The sequence below is a fragment of the Bacillus sp. JS genome (genome assembly GCF_000259365.1).
Lineage (GTDB): Bacteria > Bacillota > Bacilli > Bacillales > Bacillaceae > Bacillus > Bacillus stercoris.
Window position 1 is genome coordinate 1,163,106 of record NC_017743.1, and the last position, 20,823, is coordinate 1,183,928.

General features: G+C 46.4%; 22 protein-coding genes and 1 pseudogene. 8 read left to right on the plus strand and 15 right to left on the minus strand.

The genetic code is table 11. The features are described from left to right. Positions 1-16: 16 nt before the first annotated feature. The 7 genes and pseudogenes from phoE to MY9_RS05845 form a co-directional block, all read right to left on the minus strand. Positions 17-598 carry a phosphatase PhoE gene (gene phoE / locus MY9_RS05820; RefSeq protein WP_014663434.1) on the minus strand — a complete coding sequence of 194 codons (582 nt, stop codon included), beginning with the start codon at positions 596-598 and terminating at the stop codon, positions 17-19. A gap of 70 nt (positions 599-668) precedes the next feature. Beyond that, on the minus strand, positions 669-1,763 hold the full coding sequence (locus MY9_RS05825) for an acetyl-CoA C-acyltransferase (RefSeq protein WP_014663435.1): 1,095 nt from the start codon (positions 1,761-1,763) through the stop codon (positions 669-671). Beyond that, entirely contained in the window at positions 1,760-3,199 is a 1,440-nt protein-coding gene (locus tag MY9_RS05830; RefSeq protein WP_014663436.1) for an acyl-CoA synthetase, read from the minus strand. The genes MY9_RS05825 and MY9_RS05830 overlap by 4 nt, the downstream gene beginning before the upstream one ends. Before the next feature lie 6 nt (positions 3,200-3,205). Further along, on the minus strand, positions 3,206-3,766 hold the full coding sequence (locus tag MY9_RS05835; RefSeq protein ID WP_014663437.1) for a biotin transporter BioY: 561 nt from the start codon (positions 3,764-3,766) through the stop codon (positions 3,206-3,208). Positions 3,767-3,900: 134 nt separating this feature from the next. Further along, entirely contained in the window at positions 3,901-4,416 is a 516-nt protein-coding gene (locus MY9_RS22105; protein ID WP_326255844.1) for a methyl-accepting chemotaxis protein, read from the minus strand. A gap of 288 nt (positions 4,417-4,704) precedes the next feature. Then, positions 4,705-5,283: pseudogene (locus MY9_RS22110) on the minus strand (protoglobin domain-containing protein); the annotation flags it as partial. Between the two features lie 54 nt (positions 5,284-5,337). Continuing rightward, a complete protein-coding gene (locus tag MY9_RS05845) occupies positions 5,338-6,867 on the minus strand; it encodes an FAD-dependent oxidoreductase (protein WP_014663439.1) in 1,530 nt (509 codons plus the stop codon). Positions 6,868-6,978: 111 nt separating this feature from the next. Here MY9_RS05845 and MY9_RS05850 point away from each other — a divergent pair, with 111 nt between their 5' ends. Next, on the plus strand, positions 6,979-7,836 hold the full coding sequence (locus MY9_RS05850; RefSeq protein ID WP_014663440.1) for an SDR family oxidoreductase: 858 nt from the start codon (positions 6,979-6,981) through the stop codon (positions 7,834-7,836). A 26-nt stretch (positions 7,837-7,862) separates the two neighbouring features. Here MY9_RS05850 and MY9_RS05855 read toward each other — a convergent pair whose 3' ends face one another. Continuing rightward, positions 7,863-8,096: an IDEAL domain-containing protein gene (locus tag MY9_RS05855; RefSeq protein ID WP_014663441.1), complete on the minus strand. Its 234-nt coding sequence runs from the start codon at positions 8,094-8,096 to the stop codon at positions 7,863-7,865. A 292-nt stretch (positions 8,097-8,388) separates the two neighbouring features. Here MY9_RS05855 and comK point away from each other — a divergent pair, with 292 nt between their 5' ends. Then, positions 8,389-8,967 carry a competence transcription factor ComK gene (comK, locus tag MY9_RS05860; protein ID WP_014663442.1) on the plus strand — a complete coding sequence of 193 codons (579 nt, stop codon included), beginning with the start codon at positions 8,389-8,391 and terminating at the stop codon, positions 8,965-8,967. A gap of 44 nt (positions 8,968-9,011) precedes the next feature. Here the strand turns inward: comK and MY9_RS05865 are convergent, their stop codons facing one another. After that, complete coding sequence (locus MY9_RS05865) at positions 9,012-9,911, minus strand: SDR family oxidoreductase (protein WP_041521291.1); 900 nt, start codon at positions 9,909-9,911, stop codon at positions 9,012-9,014. Positions 9,912-10,126: 215 nt separating this feature from the next. Here MY9_RS05865 and MY9_RS05870 point away from each other — a divergent pair, with 215 nt between their 5' ends. After that, positions 10,127-10,396, plus strand: a complete 270-nt coding sequence (locus MY9_RS05870) for an excalibur calcium-binding domain-containing protein (RefSeq protein WP_014663444.1) — start codon at positions 10,127-10,129, stop codon at positions 10,394-10,396. 43 nt (positions 10,397-10,439) lie between these two features. Here the strand turns inward: MY9_RS05870 and MY9_RS05875 are convergent, their stop codons facing one another. The 3 genes from MY9_RS05875 to MY9_RS05885 form a co-directional block, all read right to left on the minus strand. Further along, positions 10,440-11,909: a sodium:solute symporter family protein gene (locus MY9_RS05875; RefSeq protein WP_014663445.1), complete on the minus strand. Its 1,470-nt coding sequence runs from the start codon at positions 11,907-11,909 to the stop codon at positions 10,440-10,442. After that, positions 11,906-12,106 carry a DUF3311 domain-containing protein gene (locus MY9_RS05880; RefSeq protein WP_014663446.1) on the minus strand — a complete coding sequence of 67 codons (201 nt, stop codon included), beginning with the start codon at positions 12,104-12,106 and terminating at the stop codon, positions 11,906-11,908. The genes MY9_RS05875 and MY9_RS05880 overlap by 4 nt, the downstream gene beginning before the upstream one ends. A gap of 209 nt (positions 12,107-12,315) precedes the next feature. After that, a complete protein-coding gene (locus MY9_RS05885) occupies positions 12,316-12,678 on the minus strand; it encodes a hypothetical protein (RefSeq protein WP_014663447.1) in 363 nt (120 codons plus the stop codon). A 151-nt stretch (positions 12,679-12,829) separates the two neighbouring features. Between MY9_RS05885 and MY9_RS05890 the strand changes: the two genes are divergently transcribed. From MY9_RS05890 to MY9_RS05905, 4 genes are all read left to right on the plus strand, one after another. Then, a complete protein-coding gene (locus MY9_RS05890; RefSeq protein WP_014663448.1) occupies positions 12,830-13,453 on the plus strand; it encodes a TVP38/TMEM64 family protein in 624 nt (207 codons plus the stop codon). A gap of 1 nt (position 13,454) precedes the next feature. Next, complete coding sequence (lepB, locus tag MY9_RS05895) at positions 13,455-13,961, plus strand: signal peptidase I (protein ID WP_014663449.1); 507 nt, start codon at positions 13,455-13,457, stop codon at positions 13,959-13,961. Positions 13,962-14,141: 180 nt separating this feature from the next. After that, positions 14,142-15,641, plus strand: a complete 1,500-nt coding sequence (locus tag MY9_RS05900) for a monooxygenase (RefSeq protein ID WP_014663450.1) — start codon at positions 14,142-14,144, stop codon at positions 15,639-15,641. Positions 15,642-15,717: 76 nt separating this feature from the next. Further along, positions 15,718-16,245, plus strand: coding sequence for a MarR family transcriptional regulator (locus tag MY9_RS05905; RefSeq protein ID WP_014663451.1), 528 nt, complete (start codon positions 15,718-15,720; stop codon positions 16,243-16,245). Between the two features lie 26 nt (positions 16,246-16,271). Here MY9_RS05905 and MY9_RS21510 read toward each other — a convergent pair whose 3' ends face one another. The 3 genes from MY9_RS21510 to MY9_RS05915 all read right to left on the minus strand — a co-directional run bounded on the left by MY9_RS21510 (position 16,272) and on the right by MY9_RS05915 (position 18,958). Further along, positions 16,272-16,499 (minus strand): hypothetical protein, encoded by a 228-nt coding sequence (locus MY9_RS21510; RefSeq protein WP_069149321.1) that lies wholly within the window; start codon positions 16,497-16,499, stop codon positions 16,272-16,274. Continuing rightward, positions 16,500-17,648, minus strand: coding sequence for an AbrB family transcriptional regulator (locus MY9_RS05910; RefSeq protein ID WP_014663453.1), 1,149 nt, complete (start codon positions 17,646-17,648; stop codon positions 16,500-16,502). Between the two features lie 107 nt (positions 17,649-17,755). Next, positions 17,756-18,958 (minus strand): MDR family MFS transporter, encoded by a 1,203-nt coding sequence (locus MY9_RS05915; RefSeq protein WP_014663454.1) that lies wholly within the window; start codon positions 18,956-18,958, stop codon positions 17,756-17,758. 113 nt (positions 18,959-19,071) lie between these two features. On the opposite strand from MY9_RS05915, the gene MY9_RS05920 reads away from it, so the two are divergent. After that, on the plus strand, positions 19,072-20,799 hold the full coding sequence (locus tag MY9_RS05920) for an SgrR family transcriptional regulator (RefSeq protein WP_014663455.1): 1,728 nt from the start codon (positions 19,072-19,074) through the stop codon (positions 20,797-20,799). Positions 20,800-20,823: the final 24 nt, after the last annotated feature.

The window sequence follows — 20,823 nt, forward strand, 5'->3', positions numbered from 1 at the left end:
GACGCCTGTCTTTTTCTTATTTGATAAAGCCGGATAAGTGGCTGTTGATATTATAGTCTTTAATCCGCCATTTTTCTTCTGCAAATTCAATGTTGCTGAGGCAGGCGTTTACGAGGCGGGTGCTTTTAAGCTCAGGGTCACCGCCGGATATCTCCGTCAGCAGGGCGTGAATTGCCGCACCGTGCGCCACGATCAGCACCTTCTTGTCTGGATACGCTTGGTTCACTTTTGCCAACCCGCCCATCAGTCTGTCAGTGAGTTCTTCTAGGGTTTCCATATTCGGATAGATGTTATCCGGATAGCGCTTTGTCCGTTCCTCCAGCGGCATGCCCTCCGCGTCGCCGTAATCGCGTTCCTTAAAATTATCCATCTCGACAATCGGAAGATGCAGATATTCATTAATAATTTCCGCGGTTCTTTTCGCTCTTTTCAGCGGGCTCGTCACAATAATATCCCAAGAAAAGTCCTTTACATATTCTCCGGTTTCTCTTGCTTGGCGTTCACCTGTTGCGTTTAGCGGGATATCGGTTTTGCCTTGGCATTTTTGCTGCAGGTTCCAATCGGTTTCTCCATGTCTTACTAAACAAACGGCTGTCATAAAATCCCCTTCCTGACTTTATTCATATTGCTATTATACTAAATTGAAAGCGTGCGTCCTATGAAAAAGCCTATGCAAGCACTTCAAATAATAAAGCCAGTCCGATTCCGCCGCCGCTTCCGATGGCTGCAACCGCATATTGACAGTCTGTCCGTCTTTTCGCTTCATAAAACAATCTGGTTACCAGAGCTGCACCTGATGCACCGTATGGATGGCCAAGAGCTAATGCGCCGCCGCGCACATTGATTTTTGAAAAGGGAATGCCGAGTTCTTGCGAGCAGACACAAATTTTGACGGCAAAGGCTTCATTGATTTCAAATAAATCGATATCATCAGGTGTTACATCGTGTGTATGTAAGAGCTGACGGATCGCATCAACCGGTGCCGCGGGCGGATAGTTGGGGTGAATACCGCTGACAGCGCTGCCGATAAACCGAAGCACAGGCTTAAGTCCGAGGGCTGCCGCTTTTTCTTCTTCCATTACTAAAAGAGCGGCTGCTCCGTCTGCTATGCCGCTGCTGTTGGCTGCTGTGACTGTTCCGGAGCTGGTGTCGAAAACCGGCTTTGCACGGGGAATAATTGCTTTTATCGGCCGCGTCTTCAAAAATGCTTCGTCCGTCTCCAATTCCCCGAGAGCAACAATTTCTTCACGGTAGAATCCTTCATCATGCGCGTTCCTGGTGCGTTGATGGCTGAGAAGCGCATACTCATCCTGCATGCTTCTGCTGATGGAATAGCGTGCCGCTGTATATTCTGCGGCAATGCCCATGTCGGGATCGCCGATCGCATCTGGAGAAAAGCGGGCCCGTTCTGAAAAAGGGGATTGGCTGCTGCTTTCTGAGCCGCCCGCGATATACATCGTGCCGGCTCCCGCTTGAACGAGGCTGCAGGCATAGCGTACGGCTTCAAGACCTGAGCCGCACTGTCTGTCAATTGTCATCCCGGGAACCGATAGAGGCAGTCCGGCTTGAAGGGCTGACAGTCTGGCGAGGTTGCCGCCTCTGCCGGTAGCGTTTCCTAGAATGACCTCGTCAATTTGATCCTCTAGCTTTCGGCTGAGACAACGGATGATGGGAGCCGCCAAATCCTCCGGCAGGAAAGGCTTCAGCAGTCCATTTTGTTTTCCGAATATCGTTCGTTTTGCATCAACAATAACCGCATTCATTTATACTGTACACCCTCTTCCAGCCATTTCTTCACTCTGGAACGGGCAATTTTTCCGCTGCTCGTTTCCGGCAAGCTGTCTGCAAACACCCATTTTTTCGGGATTTTATAGGAGGCTAATTTCTGTTTACACCAGGCTTTCAGCTTTCTGGCATTAGCGCTTCCACGAATGACAGCTACAGCGATTTCTCCCCAATACTCGTCCGGCATTCCAACGACAGCCGCGTTTTCAACCTCTGGGCAGGAGAGTAGCACACTTTCAACTTCTTCTGGGAAAATATTTAATCCTCCGTACACGATCATCCCGTTTTCTCTTCCTGATATGTATAGAAAGCCTTCCTCATCAACGCAGCCCATATCATCCACTGTCATCCATTCATCTGGTGTGCTGCCGTTCACATAGCCGGAAAACCGCATCGGGCTTTTGACAAATATTTTTCCGATTTCTCCTGGCTGGCAGCGTTCTCCTTTGGCACCGCGGATTTCGATCTGGACATTATGAAAAGGGCGGCCGGCTGAATGCGGCTTCCGTTTGCTGTCTTCCGGTGAAGAAAACGTCACAAAACTAAGCTCTGAAGTGCCGTAAAAATCGTACAGCCTGAGATGGGGCCATATAGCGGCAAGCTTTTTCTTGGATTCTGCCGGCCAGTCTGCACCAGATGAAATGATTTTAAGAGGGCTGTCGGGAAAGCCCTCGATCCGGGTGAGTGCGTCTGTCATTGTCGGTACGGTATAAAGAACACTGACGGCTTCACGGTTCAGCCATTCCTTTGTCTGGGCAGGAGAAAACTTATTCAGCAAACAAACCGTTCCCCCGAGATATAAAGTGCTGACTGCCCCATATAAAAAGTGAGAGGATATTAACGTTCCGGGAATCAATACCGTGTCATCTGATGAGATCGAAAAATCTGTTTCTGTACAGGTAAAGCTCTCTATCCATGAGCGGTGAGACCGCGTAAAGGCCTTTGGTTTTCCTGTCGAGCCTGACGTAAATCCCATGTAAAAGGGGTGCTCCGGGTCAATGATAGGTAAGGGAGCAGCGGATTCCTCTTCAATATTTGCCATACAGTTATCCAGCAAAATAACGGGTGTCTTGCTATGTATCAGTTTGTTTTTGTAAAAGGCTGAAGTAACCACTAGATCCGCATCGCTTATGGATAGCCTCTCCATACATTCAGCCGGGCTCCAGCGTGTGTCGAGGGGAATGGCCGTGCATCCAGCCGCTGCGGCTCCGGCAAACAGCTGTAAAAACGCCAGACTATTTGGGAGCAAAAATGCCACACGATTCGGCATGCTTGGCTGTGACCGCAGCCAATTTGCGGTTTGGGCGACAAGCCGATCCCAATCTTGGTACGTGATTTGCTCCGATTCAGTTAGGATCGCTACACGGCCGGGCGATGTTTCGGCAGTAGATGAATAGGTATGAGTAATTGTCATGCAGTTTCATCCTCCTTTTGTAAACATCGTATCAGAAAGAGACAAGGCTTGAGTGATTTTTATTGCCAGGAATGCAGATACAGCCGCTTTTATCAAATCACCGGGCACATATGCAAGACTCATGAAGGCGGCCTGTGACAAATCAATATGCATCATAAAAGCTTGTACCGGTATACCAAGCAGATAAATAAAGATGATGCCGAATGCGATATGAGTGAAAAAGAGACGCACTGCTGTCACCTTTCGCAGTCTGTTAGCGGCTAAACTGATCAGCCATGAAGCGAGTGGATAAGCGATCAAAAAACCTGCGCTCGGTCCGAAAAACACACCAAAACCGCCTCGTCCGCCAGACAACAGCGGCGCTCCGAAGGCGACGAGGAGCAAAAAGACAAGCTGGCTTAAGAAAGCAGACTTTGGCTTGAGGATGCTGCCTGCCAGCATGACACCAAGCGTTTGCAATGTAATCGGAACGGGTGTAAAGGATAAGAAGAGAGGGGGGATAAAGCCGAGCACCGCCATCAGTGCGGTGAAAATAGCAATATGCATCATGTCAATTAATTTCAGCATTGTGAATCCTCCAAACAGTAATCAAATATGGTTATACAATAAATGCAGGCTATTATTATGTCAACTTATTTTTAAATTAAGTTTACATAATGAACGCAGAAAAACCGGCCGAATGGCAGGCCGGTTTTTGATGGTTATTCTTCTGTCAGGATGACAAGCGAATCAACGGAAGCGGCCACATGGGAAACGGCGCGGCTGACTTCCTGAAGCCCTCCAAGAAAGGCCTGCAGATCGACGTCGATTTTGCCTGATTGCTCTTTGCTGATTTTCATGCTGTGGACGATTTCATCGAATAAGCGGTTAATTTGCGTCATTTTTTCTTTACTTTCGCTGACTAGCTCATTCACGTCCTTGATATGCTTCGATACAATGTTGATTTGTGTATTCGTATTATTCACAAGCTCAGACACAGTAGAGACGGTTTTTTTCGTGTCCTCAGAAAGCTTCCGCACTTCATTTGCCACGACAGCAAAGCCTTTGCCGTGTTCTCCGGCGCGGGCGGATTCAATAGATGCATTGAGTGAGAGAAGGTTTGTTTGTTCAGCTATGCCTGTGACGATGCCGAAGATTTTTTCAATTTGCTGCGCGATTTCATCCAGCTTGACCATTTCTTTTTCGATTTGGACAAGGCTTGTGTCAATTTTGTTCATCTGTTTTTGCTGGACTTCTAGCTCTTTTTTCCCGCCGATCGACTTTTCTTCAACAGTGCTGGATGTCACCGTGCCGGCTTTGGATGCTTGAGAAATGCCTTCAGATTTGTCCACAAGCTCTTGAACGGATCTGCTTGTTTCTGAAAACAGATTGGCAATCGATCCAGAGGTTTCTTGAATTTTCTGATGAAGAAGGTTTTTCTTTTCTTCTTGTTCATCACGGGTCTGGCTGTACTCGCTTTGAAATGCTTCAAGGACAAGCTGCTGTTCTAAATTCAAGATTTTTGTTGTCGCTTTAATGGCTTTCAGCAGTTCTTGCTGATTTGTAATGGATGTTTCGTAAATGTTAATCATTGACAAAAGCAGTTCTTGAAATGCGCCCATATACCATTTTGGCAGAAGGCCGATTCTTAAATGGATGGAGGCGATTCGGTTACGCTTTTCAATGAATTCATCATCGATAACGCCTGCAAACATTTCCTGAATATGCCGTTTTAACGTTTGTTTTAAGCGGTCAACTGAGCTGTGATCATTAATGATATCCATCAATGAGCTTTCATGGTCAAGGTTTTTATAGAACGCATCGACGATGTATACGATATTTTCTTGAATGAGTGGCTGAAGCTGCTCTAACACGTAAAGCTCAGCATCTCCCAACCTGACCATTTTGAGCTGTTTTTTGACATCTGCATGTTTGTTTGTGAGCTGAATGCGGTTTTTTTGCTGTCCGTTTGAATCTGAAAAGTAAGCTGTTTCTTGTTTTCTGTCTTTTTTAAATAACAATACAATGATCCCCCTTGGGAAAAATATAATTTTTACTTTTTGGCTTTTTAAGCCTTTTACTTTTTTATCGGCCAAGGGAAACATGAATGAAGCTGCAGATGAAAAATATTTGAAAAACCGTTCATTAAAATGAACGGTTTAATCGAGATCTATTTGCTTTAATGGTTTAATGGCCGGACCCTCTACAACTTCGCCAGAAGGCTTAAAGCGTGATCCGTGGCACGGACAATCCCATGTATGCTCGCTGTCGTTCCACTCGACCTCACAGCCTAAATGGGTACAGGTTGTATCAACGAGATGGAGGCAGCCTGTCTCATCCCGAAATGCGCCCGCCCGCCTGCCGTTTATGGTGACAGCTTTCCCTTCTCCTGGCGAAATGTCTTCAAATTGGACATCAGGCTTTTCAAGCTTTCCTTTAATTAAATGCTTGGCGACATCGGCATTGTAGGAAATCACTTTCTGCAAACCGGGGTTCAGATGGAACCGGGACGGCGTGAAAATGCTTTCGTAAGGATTATCTTTTTTCTCTACAAGGTCCGATAATAAAGTGGCTGCGATCCCCGATGCAGTCATGCCCCATTTTTTGAACCCGGTCGCTACTAGAATATTGTCCTCATTTTCCGACATCGGCCCGATAAACGGGATTTTGTCGATCGTCACAAGATCTTGGGTGGACCAATAATATGGGATGCTTTCGATGCCGATGGTGCTTTCGGCCAGTTGTCTCAGTGTTTCATAATGTGTGGACATGTCTTTTCCCTGGCCTGTTTTATGGCTTACTCCACTAAAGAGAATCAGCTTTTCACCGTTTGCAACCGTATAGCGAAGGGCCACTGACGGCTGATCGATACTCAAATACATGCCCTCGGGATACTCGATCTTCGGCTTGATGGCGAGGACATAAGATCTGTCAGAATACATTCTCGCAGCATATAATCCGCCTCCGTCATAAAAAGGGAAGTGGGAACAGCATATGACAAAGCGGCTCTTAATGGCGTGCCGGCTTTTTGTTATCACTTCGGGCCTTTCGCCTTTTTTGATATCAAGTGCAACGGTCTCTTCATAAATTCGGCCGCCTTTTTGAACAATTTGCTCCAGAAGCGCTTTTAAGTATTGCAGCGGATGAAATTGAGCTTGATTCTTCATGACAAGCGCCAGCTTAGAACCTACGGGAATCGGAAGATTCTTGATAAGGTCTCTTTCAATTCCGAGTTTTGTGTATGCCTCATGCTCAGTGCGGATTTTTTGAACAGCGTTTTCATTTGCTGTGTAAAGATATGCGTCTTGCTCAATCCATTCACAGTCAATTTGATGTTCATCCACAATCCCTTTTATGTAATCAATTGCATTTTGGTTTGCTTCATAATAAAGCCTCGCATGGTTTAATCCGAAATTGCGGATAAATTCGTCGTATATCATGTCATGCTGTGCGGTAACTTTAGCCGTTGTGTGGGCAGTGGTTCCGTTGAGAACCTGATTTGCTTCAATCAAGACAACACGGAAGCCTCTCTTCGTAAGTTCATATGCCGTTGTAATTCCTGTAATCCCGCCTCCGATAATGGTGACGTCACATTCAGTTTCCTCTTGAAGCGCAGGAAAAGAAGGCAGGTCAGTTGATGTTTTCCAGTATGTTTCAGGTGCTTCCTTTGCAAAATGTTGATTAGCCAAGCCGTTATACCTCCAATCAGATTTATTCTTAATTTTTCCATATTCTATCTTTTCATACATAGGAAGCAGGCATTGTTCATAACATAATAAGGTTGAAAAGGAGTGATTTCATTGGCGAATCAAAAAAAGAAAACATTACCGCCTCAGCACCAGAACCAGCAGCCTGGTTTTGAATATCTCATGGACCCGCGTCCGGTTTTTGATAAGCCGAAGAAAGCGAAAAAATTAGAGGGCAAAACCGCTATTATTACTGGAGGAGACAGCGGAATTGGACGCGCTGTATCGGTGTTATTCGCAAAAGAAGGGGCTAATGTGGTCATTGTATATTTGAATGAACATCAGGACGCCGAGGAAACAAAGCAGTATGTAGAAAAGGAAGGGGTAAAATGCCTGCTGATTGCAGGAGATGTCGGGGATGAAGCGTTTTGCAATGATGTAGTCGGGCGGGCAAGCCAAGCGTTTCCATCCATTGATATATTGGTTAACAATGCAGCTGAGCAGCATGTCCAGCCCAGCATTGAAAAAATCACCAGCCACCAGCTGCTCAGAACCTTCCAAACAAACATTTTTTCCATGTTTTACTTAACAAAGGCAGTGCTGCCTCATTTAAAAAAAGGGAGCTCTATCATTAATACCGCTTCAATTACCGCCTATAAAGGCAATAAAACGCTGATCGATTATTCAGCGACAAAAGGAGCGATCGTTACGTTTACAAGATCCCTTTCCCAGTCGCTTGTTCAGCAGGGCATACGGGTCAATGCGGTGGCACCGGGTCCCATTTGGACACCGCTTATCCCGGCCAGCTTTGCCGCAAAAGACGTGGAAGTGTTTGGTTCAGACGTGCCGATGGAGCGCCCGGGACAGCCGGTCGAAGTGGCGCCAAGCTATTTATACCTAGCCAGCGACGATTCCACATATGTCACAGGACAGACAATTCACGTCAATGGCGGAACCATTGTGAATGGATAATAAAAAGCCAATCCTTAAGGATTGGCTTATTCGCTCTGCTTGAGCGTTGCATATTCTTTAGAGAGCGTCAGAAACGCATCTTTATCTTTTTCGTCCAAGGCTTTGTTGATTTGGTCCGTCAGCATGGCCAGCCGACGCTTATACAAGGATTCATCGAGCACCATTTGAATATAGACATCCGTCATTGTGACATCAAGTTCTTTTGTTTTTTGCGTGTTGCGGGACTTCATGAGCTCAGTGTACGATTTTTTCTCTTTCATAAAGAATCCCCCCAATGCCTTTTTTATAGTATATGGATAACGGTCGAAAAAATCAATAAATTTTTATAATTTTTAGACAACTAATACTTGGCAATCTATCGACATATCCTGCAAAATGCCGTAAACCGGCAAGTCTAATCAAAGTAAAATCGGTTTATTACTAGTCATTTAGTACCATTAAATATCATTAAAAGATGATTTTATCTTAATTGTTAAAAAAACCTGTCGTTTTATAAAAACAGATGATAGATTATTAGTATAAATTTTGCAGAAAAAGGATGGAGGCCAAAATATGAGTCAGAAAACAGACGCACCTTTAGAATCGTATGAAGTGAACGGCGCAACAATTGCCGTGCTGCCAGAAGAAATAGACGGCAAAATCTGTTCCAAAATTATTGAAAAAGATTGTGTGTTTTATGTCAGCATGAAGCCGCTGCAAATTGTCGACAGAAGCTGCCGATTTTTTGGATCAAGCTATGCGGGAAGAAAAGCAGGAACTTATGAAGTGACAAAAATTTCACACAAGCCGCCAATCATGGTGGACCCTTCGAACCAAATCTTTTTATTCCCTACACTTTCTTCGACAAGACCTCAATGCGGCTGGATTTCCCATGTGCATGTAAAAGAATTCAAAGCGACTGAATTCGACGATACGGAAGTGACGTTTTCGAATGGGAAAACGATGGAGCTGCCGATTTCCTATAATTCGTTCGAGAACCAGGTATACCGAACAGCGTGGCTCAGAACCAAATTCCAGGACAGAATCGACCACCGCGTGCCGAAAAGGCAGGAATTTATGCTGTACCCGAAGGAAGAGCGGACGAAGATGATTTATGATTTTATTTTGCGTGAGCTGGGGGAGCGGTATTAGAAAATAGAAAGGAGCTGGCCCACAGGGCAGCTCCTTTCATAAAGCTATGCCGTCGGAATGCCTCCGGTGATGCCATATACCTGAGATGTCACATAGCTTGAATTCTCTGAAGCTAGAAATACATAAACATCCGCCAATTCCGCTGGCTGTCCAGCGCGGTTTAATGGAGCTGGAGGCGTGCCTTGTCCGAATTTCGGGATGTTTTCCGTCGGCTGTCCGCCGGAAATTTGCAGCGGTGTCCAAATGGGTCCGGGCGCAACTGAATTCACTCTGATTCCTTTGGAAGCCAGCTGTTTTCCCAGTCCGACGGTAAAGCCGATAATGGCGTTTTTCGTTGCTGCGTAATCTAACAGCATCGGGCTTGGATTATAGCCTTCAACTGAGGTAGTTGTGATAATTGAAGCTCCCTCCGGCAAATACGAAAGCGCCGCTTTTACAACCCAGTAAAGGGAGAAGACGTTCACTTCAAATGTTTTATAGATTTGTTCAGTAGGCAGATCTTCGATGTTTTCGACTGCTTGCTGTTTGCCTGCAACGAGCGCCAGCACATCAAGTTCTCCGAGCTCCTGCTGCGCCTGTTTGACCAGATCCTGGCAAAAGGATTCGTCGCTCAAGTCTCCGGGAATCAGCACTGCTTTTCGACCTTCTGCTTCTATGAGTTCTTTTACCTCTTCAGCATCTGGCTGTTCCTCGGGCAAGTAGTTAATGGCCACGTCGGCGCCTTCTCTGGCGTAAGCGATCGCGGCAGCGCGGCCGATGCCGGAATCGCCGCCGGTGACAAGCGCTTTCCGGCCGATTAGTTTACCAGACCCCTTGTAGCTTTTTTCTCCGCAATCAGGAACAGGCTTCATGTTCTTTTGCAGGCCTGGCGGCTCCTGATATTGTTCAGGAAATTCATCATGAAAAAATGCTTTTATAGGATTCGTAAGGTTTGAATCAGACATCATCAACGCTCCTTTTCTGTTTGGTGTACATTCGTATGTGTACCCCTGAGCATGTGGAGAAAAACATGTGTTGGCAGTTTGAATAGTGAAGGAAAAAGAAAACAAGAAAAACAAACCCTTCTTCCATATTTATCTTGTCAAATAAGACTATATGAATTATGATAAATTCGAGCTATAAATCAACTAAATATTGGGTGTTGGGGGAGTGAATTGTCATGAAAAAAGCGGCGGCGGTTTTGCTGTCACTCGGTCTCGTTTTCGGTTTTTCATACGGAGCTGACCATGTGGCGGAAGCCAAAACAAAGGTGAAGGTCTATAAGAACTGCAAGGAGTTAAACAAAGTATACAAAGGCGGAGTGGCCCGCACATCGAAGGTGAAAAATAAAGGCGGAAAAACGAAGTACAAGCCTTACGTCTCTAAGGACCTTTATGATGCCAATAAAAAGAAAGACCGCGATAAAGATCTTATCGCCTGTGAACGGTAAATAAGAAAAAGCAATCTGATGTCCAGATTGCTTTTTCTATTGCTTAAGCCGCCTGATCGGCCGCAGCGCTTTTCGCCTTCCTTGTCATAAGGCTGACTGCCGTCATGACCGTGATATTCAAAAGCAGGGCGGCGATGCCGACATTCAAATCTTTTGCGGCTTGCGGCAGCGCCGGAAATAAAGTGCCGATCGTCGTTTCCGTCATTGTAATATAAGTAACTGCTCCAACACCTGCAATAATGCCGGCGAAGGCTCCCTGCTTTGTCACCATATTATGCTTGAACAGGCTGAACAAAAGGGCGGGGAATAGCTGTGTGACAAGGCTGTAGCCCATCAAAAGCAGCGTAACGATGGTATTCCCGCCTTTGAAGGTAAAATACACCGAAATCAGCGCGATCACCGGCACTAAAAACTTAGCAAGCGTCGATACTTGCTGTTCTGTCGTGCGGGGCGCGATTACCTTGTACACATTTTTTGCAAACAGCGTGGAGGCGGACATTAAGATCATAGAGCCTGGCACAAGTGCTGTCAGCAGTCCGGCAGCACCGATAATTCCGACAAACCATGGGTCAAATGCTTGCAGGGACAGTCTCAAAAGCGATAGATCCCCGTCTGCGCCTTTCAGATCTGGAACTTGCAGGATAGCCGCGAAGCCAACGAAAAGGACGAAGAGCAGGACCAGCTGGTACAAAGGCATGATGATGGCGTTTTTGCGAAAGACTTTTGGATTTTCAGCTGAATACGAAGCGGAAAACGTGTGAGGCCACATGTAAAACCCGAGCGCTGTCAAGAGTACGGTTGAACTGAACCACGCCGTACTTTGTCCTGTTTCGGGCAGTGTAAGAAAGCCAGGCTTTGTCGTTTCAATCTGCTGAAACATGTCTTGAAATCCGCCGTAGTAATGAATTGGCAAATACACACCTAAAAACAGAACGACAACCAGAATCATGATGTCCTTCACAACCGATATCCAAGCTGACCCGTGAATGCCGGAAACCATAACATAAACCGTAATGGAAATGGCACCGATCCAGATGGCGGCGGTCGGGGTGATTTTGCCGTACGAGGTTTCCGATACAATCAGCCCGAGGCCTTTCAGCTGCAGTACAAGATAGGGAATGAGTGCGGCGATGCCGACCAGTGAAACGAGAATGCCAAGCAGCGGACTGTTGTATTTTTTTGTGAAAAAATCAGACTGCGACATTAGTTTATGCTGTTTCGCGTACGTCCAAACTGCCGGAAGAAGCCAGTAAGACAGGATGTAGGCCAGGCATCCGTAGGCGATGATATAAAAGGCTGGCCCGCCCTTTCCGTAGGCCCAGCCGCTGCCGCCGAGAAACGTAAAAGTAGTGTAAATTTCGCCTGCCATCAAAAGGAAGACGAACACAGTTCCGAAGCCGCGTCCTCCAACCGTCCACTGCTCCAGGTTCATGTCTTTTCCTTTTTGGGCGCGTATACCGAGAAAAATACTCAAGAGCAGGACGCCAAAAATGATGATGAGAGCTGCGTTCATTCTGCTTCCTCCTTTTTATTTTCCTTGTCGAGGACATACACAATTGCCATCAGCACAGAGGTCAAAAGAGCCCACATCACAATATAGGCAAGGATAAACGGCATGCCGAACACATAGGGGGTCACTTTATTTGCAAAAGGGATGCCGAGTAAGATTCCGATAAAGGGCAACGCGGCGAGAACGTGAATCAGTTTCATAAAATCCTCCTTCTCATTAGGATTGGGGGTGTACAAGCCCGGCCGTACTGAAAATGGTGTCGTCGATATGGCAGTACATGTCATATTTCGGGGTGAAAGGCTGTGGTTCGAATTATAAATAAATTTATTTTGTTTGTATAGTGTGAATTGTCTGAAATTTATGATCGGGATCGCCCCGAAGAGGGAACGGACAATATGATTCAAAAGGCTCAGGTCCTGTCCGGGGCAAATAGATAGTATGTTAATAATTCGCTGACCTGCTCACGGATTCGGGGATTAAAATAGCGGTGCTTTTCTTCATAACCGTCCATGACAAATACATAGAGCGTAAACGCCTCATCGCGTTCCATCTCGCGGATCGCAATTTTCCTCTTCCTCAGTTCTTTTCTGACCTCTATCAAATCCTTTTGTGCTATTTTTAATGATTCGCTGATAAGCTGTTTATAAGGATGCTTCAATTTTAATGTGCTTTCTTCAATGCCGGCGAGATCACGGTTAAAAATTGTAATGGCCATGGGCAAAAAGAGAGCACGTTCAATTAAATCGTATATTTCCTCTTGCAGATTCGGCATGTTGACTCCTTCTTTCTAAGGGAACATTTGTTCTATTTGTATTCTATATCGGCTGGTGAAATGTTTCAAGACAGAAAAAAACACCAAAACTTTTTAGTTTTCTGCTGATAATGTGTAGAATAAGGATAGACAAACCTGGTAAGGAGTATAAATGTTGGAGCATTTTTTATCCTATTTGACACAAGAACATTTAACTGAATTATTTCAAAGCTATAGGGCTTTCGGTCCGCTCATAGCTGTGCTGCTGCCTTTAATTGAAGCATTTCTCCCGTTTTTGCCGCTGATCGTGTTTGTGGTGGCGAATACGAACTCGTTTGGCTTATGGGAAGGATTCATCCTGTCCTGGGCGGGATCAACTGCTGGTTCCATTCTCGTATTTTTGATCGTCCGTCAATACGGACAGAGAAAATTGCTTGGATTTATCCGCAGTCATCCGTCTGTCAGAAAGCTGATGTTATGGGTGGAAAGACACGGCTTCGGCCCCATGTTTCTTCTGCTTTGTTTTCCATTTACACCGTCAGCCGCGGTGAATGTTGTTGCCGGTTTGTCAAGGATCGGAACGCGGCCGTTTATTTTGGCGGCAGCCTCAGGGAAGCTTGTCATGATTTTTATGATCAGCTTCATCGGATATGATCTGCACGCGCTGATTACACAGCCGATTCGAACGGTCATCGCCGTATTGGTGATCACTGTCTTATGGTATGTCGGCAAAAAGGTGGAGCGGCATCTGCATGTAAGAGCCAGTCAGCGTGAGCATGATGGAGGGAGACAGTAACATGAAAAAACGGTTTTTGTTTCTTGCCGGTGTAGTGTCCGTCGTTCTCGCCATTCAGGTTAAAAATGCCGTCTTTATTGATTACAAGGTAGAAGGTGTCAGTATGAACCCGACGTTTCAGGAAGGGAACGAATTGTTGGTCAATAAATTTTCACATCGATTTAAAACCATCCATCGTTTTGACATCGTTCTTTTTAAAGGCCCTGATCATAAAGTGCTGATTAAACGGGTGATCGGCTTGCCCGGTGAAACGATCAAATATCAGGATGATCAGCTGTATGTGAACGGAAAGCAGGTTGCTGAGCCATTTTTGAAGCATTTAAAATCCGTTTCTGCCGGAAGCCATGTAACAGGTGATTTTTCTTTGAAAGATGTGACGGGAACCAGCAAGGTGCCGAAAGGAAAATATTTTGTCGTTGGAGATAATCGCATATACAGCTTCGACAGTCGGCATTTTGGTCCGATAAGAGAAAAAAATATTGTCGGTGTGATTTCTGATGCCGAATAAAAAGACGCTAATTGAAGAGGCGTCTTTTTGTATGCCGTTTGGAAAAATGTGTTGAAGAAAAATTTGTAAGGAGCTATAATCAATATTGTTACGAGTGTAACAATATTCGTATACTTTTTGATTGAAGGTCCATTTTTATTGGGTTTTAATCATTTTTTTATGAAACAAAAGGAGTGGTGAATGATGATGAAATATGAAGCAGTGATTATAGGTGGAGGGCCGGTCGGATTTATGCTGGCTTCTGAGCTTGCGATGGCCGGGGTGAAAACATGTGTGATTGAACGGCTTGAAAAACCTGTTCCACATTCCAAAGCGTTGACATTGCATCCCCGAACGCTGGAGCTCCTTGAGATGAGAGGGATTTTAGAGCGGTTCGTATCCAAGGGAAGCAAGATACCTTCCGGACATTTTTCAATGCTGGATACCCGTCTGGATTTTTCAGGCTTGGATACGAGTTGCCCTTACACGCTTTTGCTCCCGCAGTCCAAAACAGAAAAGCTGCTTGAAGATCATGCACGACGTCTGGGTGCAGAGGTGTTTCGGGGGGCAGAGGCGCTCGCGGTAACGCAAAACGGGGAAGCGGTGCAAACGATTTTTAAGGATCGGGACGGCAGTGTACGGACGATCACAAGTAAGTTTGCCGTTGGTGCCGATGGCGGTGGAAGTACCGTTCGGAAACAGGCTGGAATTGAGTTTCCGGGAACAGACAGTACTGTCACCGCTGCGCTTGGAGATGTGGTGCTCCTTTCTCCGCCGCCGTCAGGAGTACTGTCCCTTTGCACAAAAGAGGGCGGTGCTATGATTGTTCCGTTATCACCAGGCCAATACCGTGTAGTTGTCGTCAGCCCTTATCGCACACAAACGCCGAAAGATGTGCCGGTGACTGAGGAGGAGCTGAAAGCTGACCTTCTGCGAATTTGCGGGACTGACTTCGGTTTAACCGACCCTTCGTGGATGTCGCGGTTCGGAAACGCCGCGCGCCAAGCAAAACGGTATCGGAACGGCAGAATCTTTCTAGCAGGTGATGCCGCACATATTCATTTTCCAGCGGGAGGGCAAGGATTGAATGTCGGCCTTCAGGATGCGATGAACCTTGGGTGGAAGCTGGCGGCGGCGATCAAGGGCTCTGCGCCTTCATGGCTTTTGGACAGCTATCATGACGAGCGGCACCCGGCAGCTGAAGGGCTTTTGAGGAACACGGAGGCACAGACAAGGCTGATCGATTTTACTCAAGCAGGCCTCCATTTGCGGGGGATGATGTCGGAGCTGCTGGCCTTCCCTGATGTGAATCGATATGTAGCGGGGCAAATTTCTGCGCTCGATGTCAGATATGAAGCTGATCTCATCATGCCGCCGCATCGTTTGAACGGGGCAAGGCTCCCTGATATGGAGCTGATTCTTTCCGACGCCAGTTCGGAATGGCTGTACAGCCTTCTCCGAAACGGGACATTCGTTTTGCTGTCGTTGATGCAGGAAGCTGATGATCATATCAAAGTGAAAGGCTTACGAACGGTAAACGCCTCGCTTGCAGAACCGAATGAAAAGTTGCGGGATGTGCATACCATATTGATTCGTCCTGATGGACATGTAGCCTGGGCGGTAGATGCATCAGCGCCCGATTGTGCCGAGGTGATTCAAAAAGGGATCAGCCGCTGGTTTTCCGTCACCAGCCGAGTATAATTCAATTCGATTGTTTCATCTGTAACAAAACGGTATGATAGAAGAAACAATCGAATGAAAAAGGATGGAAAACCCGATGAACACAGATCATACGAAACGCAATCTTTTTGAATTGTATGCGGAGCTCATTCATCAGCAGGAGAAATGGGAGGGGCTTATTAAAGCTTTTTTATCCGACGAATTGAGGAAGCTGGATGTAGAGCACGGGAGTAAATCTCAATTGACGATGACAGAAATTCATGTTCTGTCCTGTGTCGGGGACAATGAACCAATCAATGTCACGTCGATAGCAGAAAAAATGAATACCACAAAAGCGACTGTATCACGCATCAGCACAAAATTGCTCGGCGCAGGCTTCCTGCACAGAACACAGCTCAGCGATAATAAAAAGGAGGTCTACTTCCGATTGACGCCTGCTGGAAAAAAGCTGCACAATTTGCACAAATATTATCATCAGAAGGCTGAACAGCGTTTTCTGTCATTTTTTGACCGCTATACCGAGGAGGAAATTCTTTTTGCGGAACGGCTGTTTCGTGATCTTGTGACAAAATGGTATCCGACGTCAGAAGAAATTGAAGGAGGCCTTCCCGGCATTTTCAAATAAAAAACACGCACTGAGGTGCGTGTTTTTTACGTTTTTTCTTTCTTTTTCAGGATGATGAGGTAAATCAAATTTCCTCCGACTAAAATCGTAAGCGGCAGTCCGGGGGAGCCGGTTGCCACCAAATTATAAATCAGCCAGATTCCTAAGCATATGCCATAATATAAGTGCATTGCCTTCTCTGGATTGTCGCGCAGCAAAAGAGTCACTCCTTCCCCATCTGCTATAAGTGTATCATGGAAGGATTTTGTTTCCAATTATGCATTGCTGCTGATCGAGCTCTCTTTTCCTTTTTTTTCACCATGAAGATGGTGAAGCAGACGATAAAACGGCGGCAGCAGGGCAATGACAAGGATGACGCGGATGACCTGAACCGCAACGACAAAGGTGGAATCAGCATGTAATGTAACTGACGTCGTCGCCATCTCTGCAATCCCGCCGGGCGCAAATGCCAGAACAGAGGTGATGAGCGAGATTCCTGTCAGCTCGGAAACGATCACGGCGCTCAAAAACATAGCTGCGATTAAACCGACGGATGAGATAAACCCGACGATGATAATGCGGGTGACGCCGGCAAACATGCTTTTGTACATTTTAGAGCCGATCGTTGCCCCGAGAAATACTTGTGATACATGGTTCGCTTGTGACGGCCACCATGCCGTCATGTCGTGCCCTATCGCCGCAGCTCCGCCAACATGTACAATTGCTACACCAAGCATGCTGCCAAGCAGCCATGGAGCCGGAAACTTTAAACATTTCGCCGCTTTGCAGGCTCCCCAGGCAGCGAGAATCAGAATGACGGTCCACAAAACGGGAGCGAGCCTAAAATCTGTCGTTGCTGAAGAAAGCCCTGCCGCAGCACTTGTGGAACTGTCTTGTTTTGTATAGATCATGATAACCAAAAACGGAATGGAAAGGACCACGAGCAGCACCCGCATCATTTGCACGAGGCTGACAATGGCGGTGTTGGCTCCGACCTCCTGTGCGATGCTCGGCATGGCGGAAAGCCCGCCGGGAGCTGTGCCGACAAAGCTAGTCATCATATCCGTTTTGCTGAAACGCCAAAGCACATATCCTGACAGCATGGCCAGCAGGATAGACAATATCAGCATAACGCCGACTGAAAACCAATGGTCTTTGAGAACAGAGAGAACGGATAAATTCAGCTTTTGGCCCAATTCGATGCCGAGGATCATCTGCCCGAGGGCGAGCCATCGTCGGTTAATTCCTTTTTGGTCTGGTGCCATCATCAGCCATGCCGGCCGTATCATGGCGAGGCAGCAGGCGACAATCAGCGTTCCGATCATCCATCCAATTGATATTCCGGTTAATGAAAGAATAAACCCCCCGGCTGCACTGATTGCGATAAACCATAGATCTTTGAGGAGATTTTCGTCTTTCTTCAATGTAAACCCTTCTTCCTTTTCGCGTAACACTCCAATTGTTCACGTAGTGAATGTATTTATAACTATAGTATATTTTTGTTGATAAAGAAATTATGAATTATTTTCTATTAGTGATTCACTTTTCTTATGACTTTATGTTCGAGCTTCTCTATTGTGTAAGTCAGGCATAAACCCGCTGCCAGCAGACACACGGCAAGGGCGTAAAATATCACTTCTCCGCCAAACGATGTCAGGATCAGCCCGCCCGCGAGCGGTCCGATTGAGCGGGATATATCCCAATGCAGACCATAGACAGCATAGAACCGGCCAAGCAAATGAGGCGGTGCCAATTTTGAGATGAAGGTCTGGATGTGAGTTAATCCGATGCTTTCGCCAACCGTCATCACCGCTGCCGTCACTAAAAGCATTGTCGGGGATGTTGAGCATGCAAAGCCGGCAGCCGCAAGGGAGTAGCAGATATAAGTAATGAAAAGAATCGTTTTCATTGTAAGCTTTTCAGTCCCTTTGACAAGAGGAACCTGGAAAACAAAGCTGAATAAAGCCTTTGCTGCTGAGTAGATGGTCAGCATGGACAGATAATCAGAAAACATATTTTTGCTGTACAGTCGGTATGTTGTTTCTGTTTGCGCATATAACATGCTGATGGGGAGAGAAAGCAGCAAAAGAAGCAGGACGGGCCTGTATATCGTAAAGCTCGCAGACTTTTCCTGTGTCACAGCTGTGTTTTGCGGCTTTGTCTCAGGAAGTTTCCATGCAGCTGCCAGAAAGTAGATGAACAAGGCTGCGGCATCTAAAGCGAATATCCATTCAGGATTTTGTTTGTACAGGAGCATTCCGAGCAGCGGCCCTGCCGTCAGGCCGGCTGAATAGATCGCGTTGATGACCGCAAATACTTCCGAACGTCTGCTTTCTGGCGTGCTTTCAGCGATTTGGGCGCGGGAAGCGGGAATGTATAACGATCTTCCGATGCCATTCACGACATAAAGAATGGCGAAAACATACGCATGCTCAGCAAATACAAACCCTGTCATTGCAGATGATTGCAGAAGCAATGCGATCAAAATCGCTGTACGCCGACCAAGCTGGTCCGTCACCCGTCCGGCAGCGAGCGTCAGGAAAAGATCAGAAAATGGCTGAAGGCTGATGATCAGCATTGGCATCATGACATTGCCGTTTAATTGTTCATGCAGATACAGCACCATAAAAGGTCCCATCATTGCACCTGTCAGGCTTGTCAGCATTTCGCCGAAAAAGCGGAGCCAAACGGGAGCGGTATATCTTGATTTAATAGATTGAAAGCTGGTCAGCATGTGATCGCCGCCTTTCGGTGTTTGATATAGTAGTAGTGTATAGAAGGGGCGGCGACCCAAAAAGTGAAGAAAAGAAGAGATAAAAGTTCCCCTTTTGTCGGGAGGTGCGGGGATTGAAGCTAATTGAGCACTACGTGGCACTTGTAAAAACAGGACGGGCTGAGTATGGGCAAATGAACGAAATGACGCTCACTGAGATTGCAGACAGTTTATTTTGTACGGAAAGAAATGCAAAGCTCATTTTACATAAGATGGAGAACAACAATTGGATTACCCGGGAAAGCGGGGCGGGGCGCGGCCGTAAATCTAAAATCGCGTTTCTTCGGAGGCCTGAGGAACTGCTTCTTCAAACTGCCAAGGAATATACCATGGCTGGAAAGCTTAAAAAGGCAAAGGAGCTGCTTCAGCAGTATCAGTCCGCGTTTCCGGAGCTTCAAAATGAATATGGTATGTGGTTTTCTGAGGTATTTGGTTTTGTGACAGAGTCCGGCCGGGACGGGGTAAAGGATGTTCTCCGGCTGTTCATCTCCCCTGAATCTGTCAGCAGTTTTGATCCATGCCAAATATTTTTGCGGTCTGAGGGCCATTTCGTCAAACAGATATTTGATACGCTTCTCACGTTTGATCCGGATATGCAGGAGCCGAAGCCTCATTTGGTTCATGGATGGGAAGAGGACGGAAAAAAACGGTGGAGATTTTTTCTTCGAAAAGGTGTGTCGTTTCATAATGGGCAGCTGCTGACATCGAGGGACGTTGCGTTTACGTTTCAGCGCTTTTTGGAACTGGCTGACAACCCGTATAAATGGCTGCTGCACGGAGTGAAACAAGTCTTAGAAAAGGGCCCTTATTGTGTGGAGATCATACTTGATAAGCCGAATGAGTTTTTGCCGTATGCTCTTTGTGACGAACGGCTGTCCATATTGTCGGCCGAACAGGGCGGCGGGATCAATGGAACAGGGCCTTTTCGGGTGAATCAGCATCACGTCTGGATGCTTGTGCTTGAAGCCTATGAGCGCTACTTTAAGGGGCGCCCCTATTTGGATCGCGTGGAGTTTGTGTTTTCTGAACAAGCCGGTGAGATGAACGGATTTACCATTCAAGAAAAACAAACATGTCCTCAGCAGCAAACTGTTTTTGATGAGCGGCATGTCCAGTATTTGTCGCTCAATCTGAAAAAGAAGGGGCCTCTTCAGCACCGAAGCTTTAGAAAAGCGCTCCGGCTGTTGATTTCCTCTGAACGGCTCGTTCGTGAAGCGGGAGGGCACCGGAGAATCCCGGTTACGTCGTTTTGGCATCCGAGTTCTTTTGAGTTAGAGGGCGTTACGCCATCTGAATTGTTGAAGAAAAGCGGATACGAGGGCGAAACAATGGTGCTGTATACCTTTTCGGAAACGGATCATCGTGAGGACGCCGAATGGATTCAAAATATGTGCGCCCAACACGGGATCAAGCTTACACTTCGATTCTGTGATGCTGATGATCTGCGACGGCCGGAAGTCGTGCAGATGGCGGATATCATTCATGACAGTGCGACGTTTTATCAAGATACCGAGTTTGGTTTTCTGCATTTGCTGCTGTCGGAGAACAGTTTCTTGTGCCAGCATCTATCTGAAAAGCTGACACAATTCTGCTCGGGAATGATAGAGCGGATGTTTTCCATGCCTGACCGCTGTTCGAGAATGAATATCCTGCGTGACATTGACCGTCAGCTTACACAGGAGCTGAATGCAATTCCGCTGTATCAAAATGTGCTACAGGTGACATCAAGTAACAATGTAAAAGGCCTGGTGCTTGATGAAGAGGGATGGATTGATTTGTACTCCGTGTGGCTGTCCAAATAAAAAAGAGGGTTCAATCATTGAACC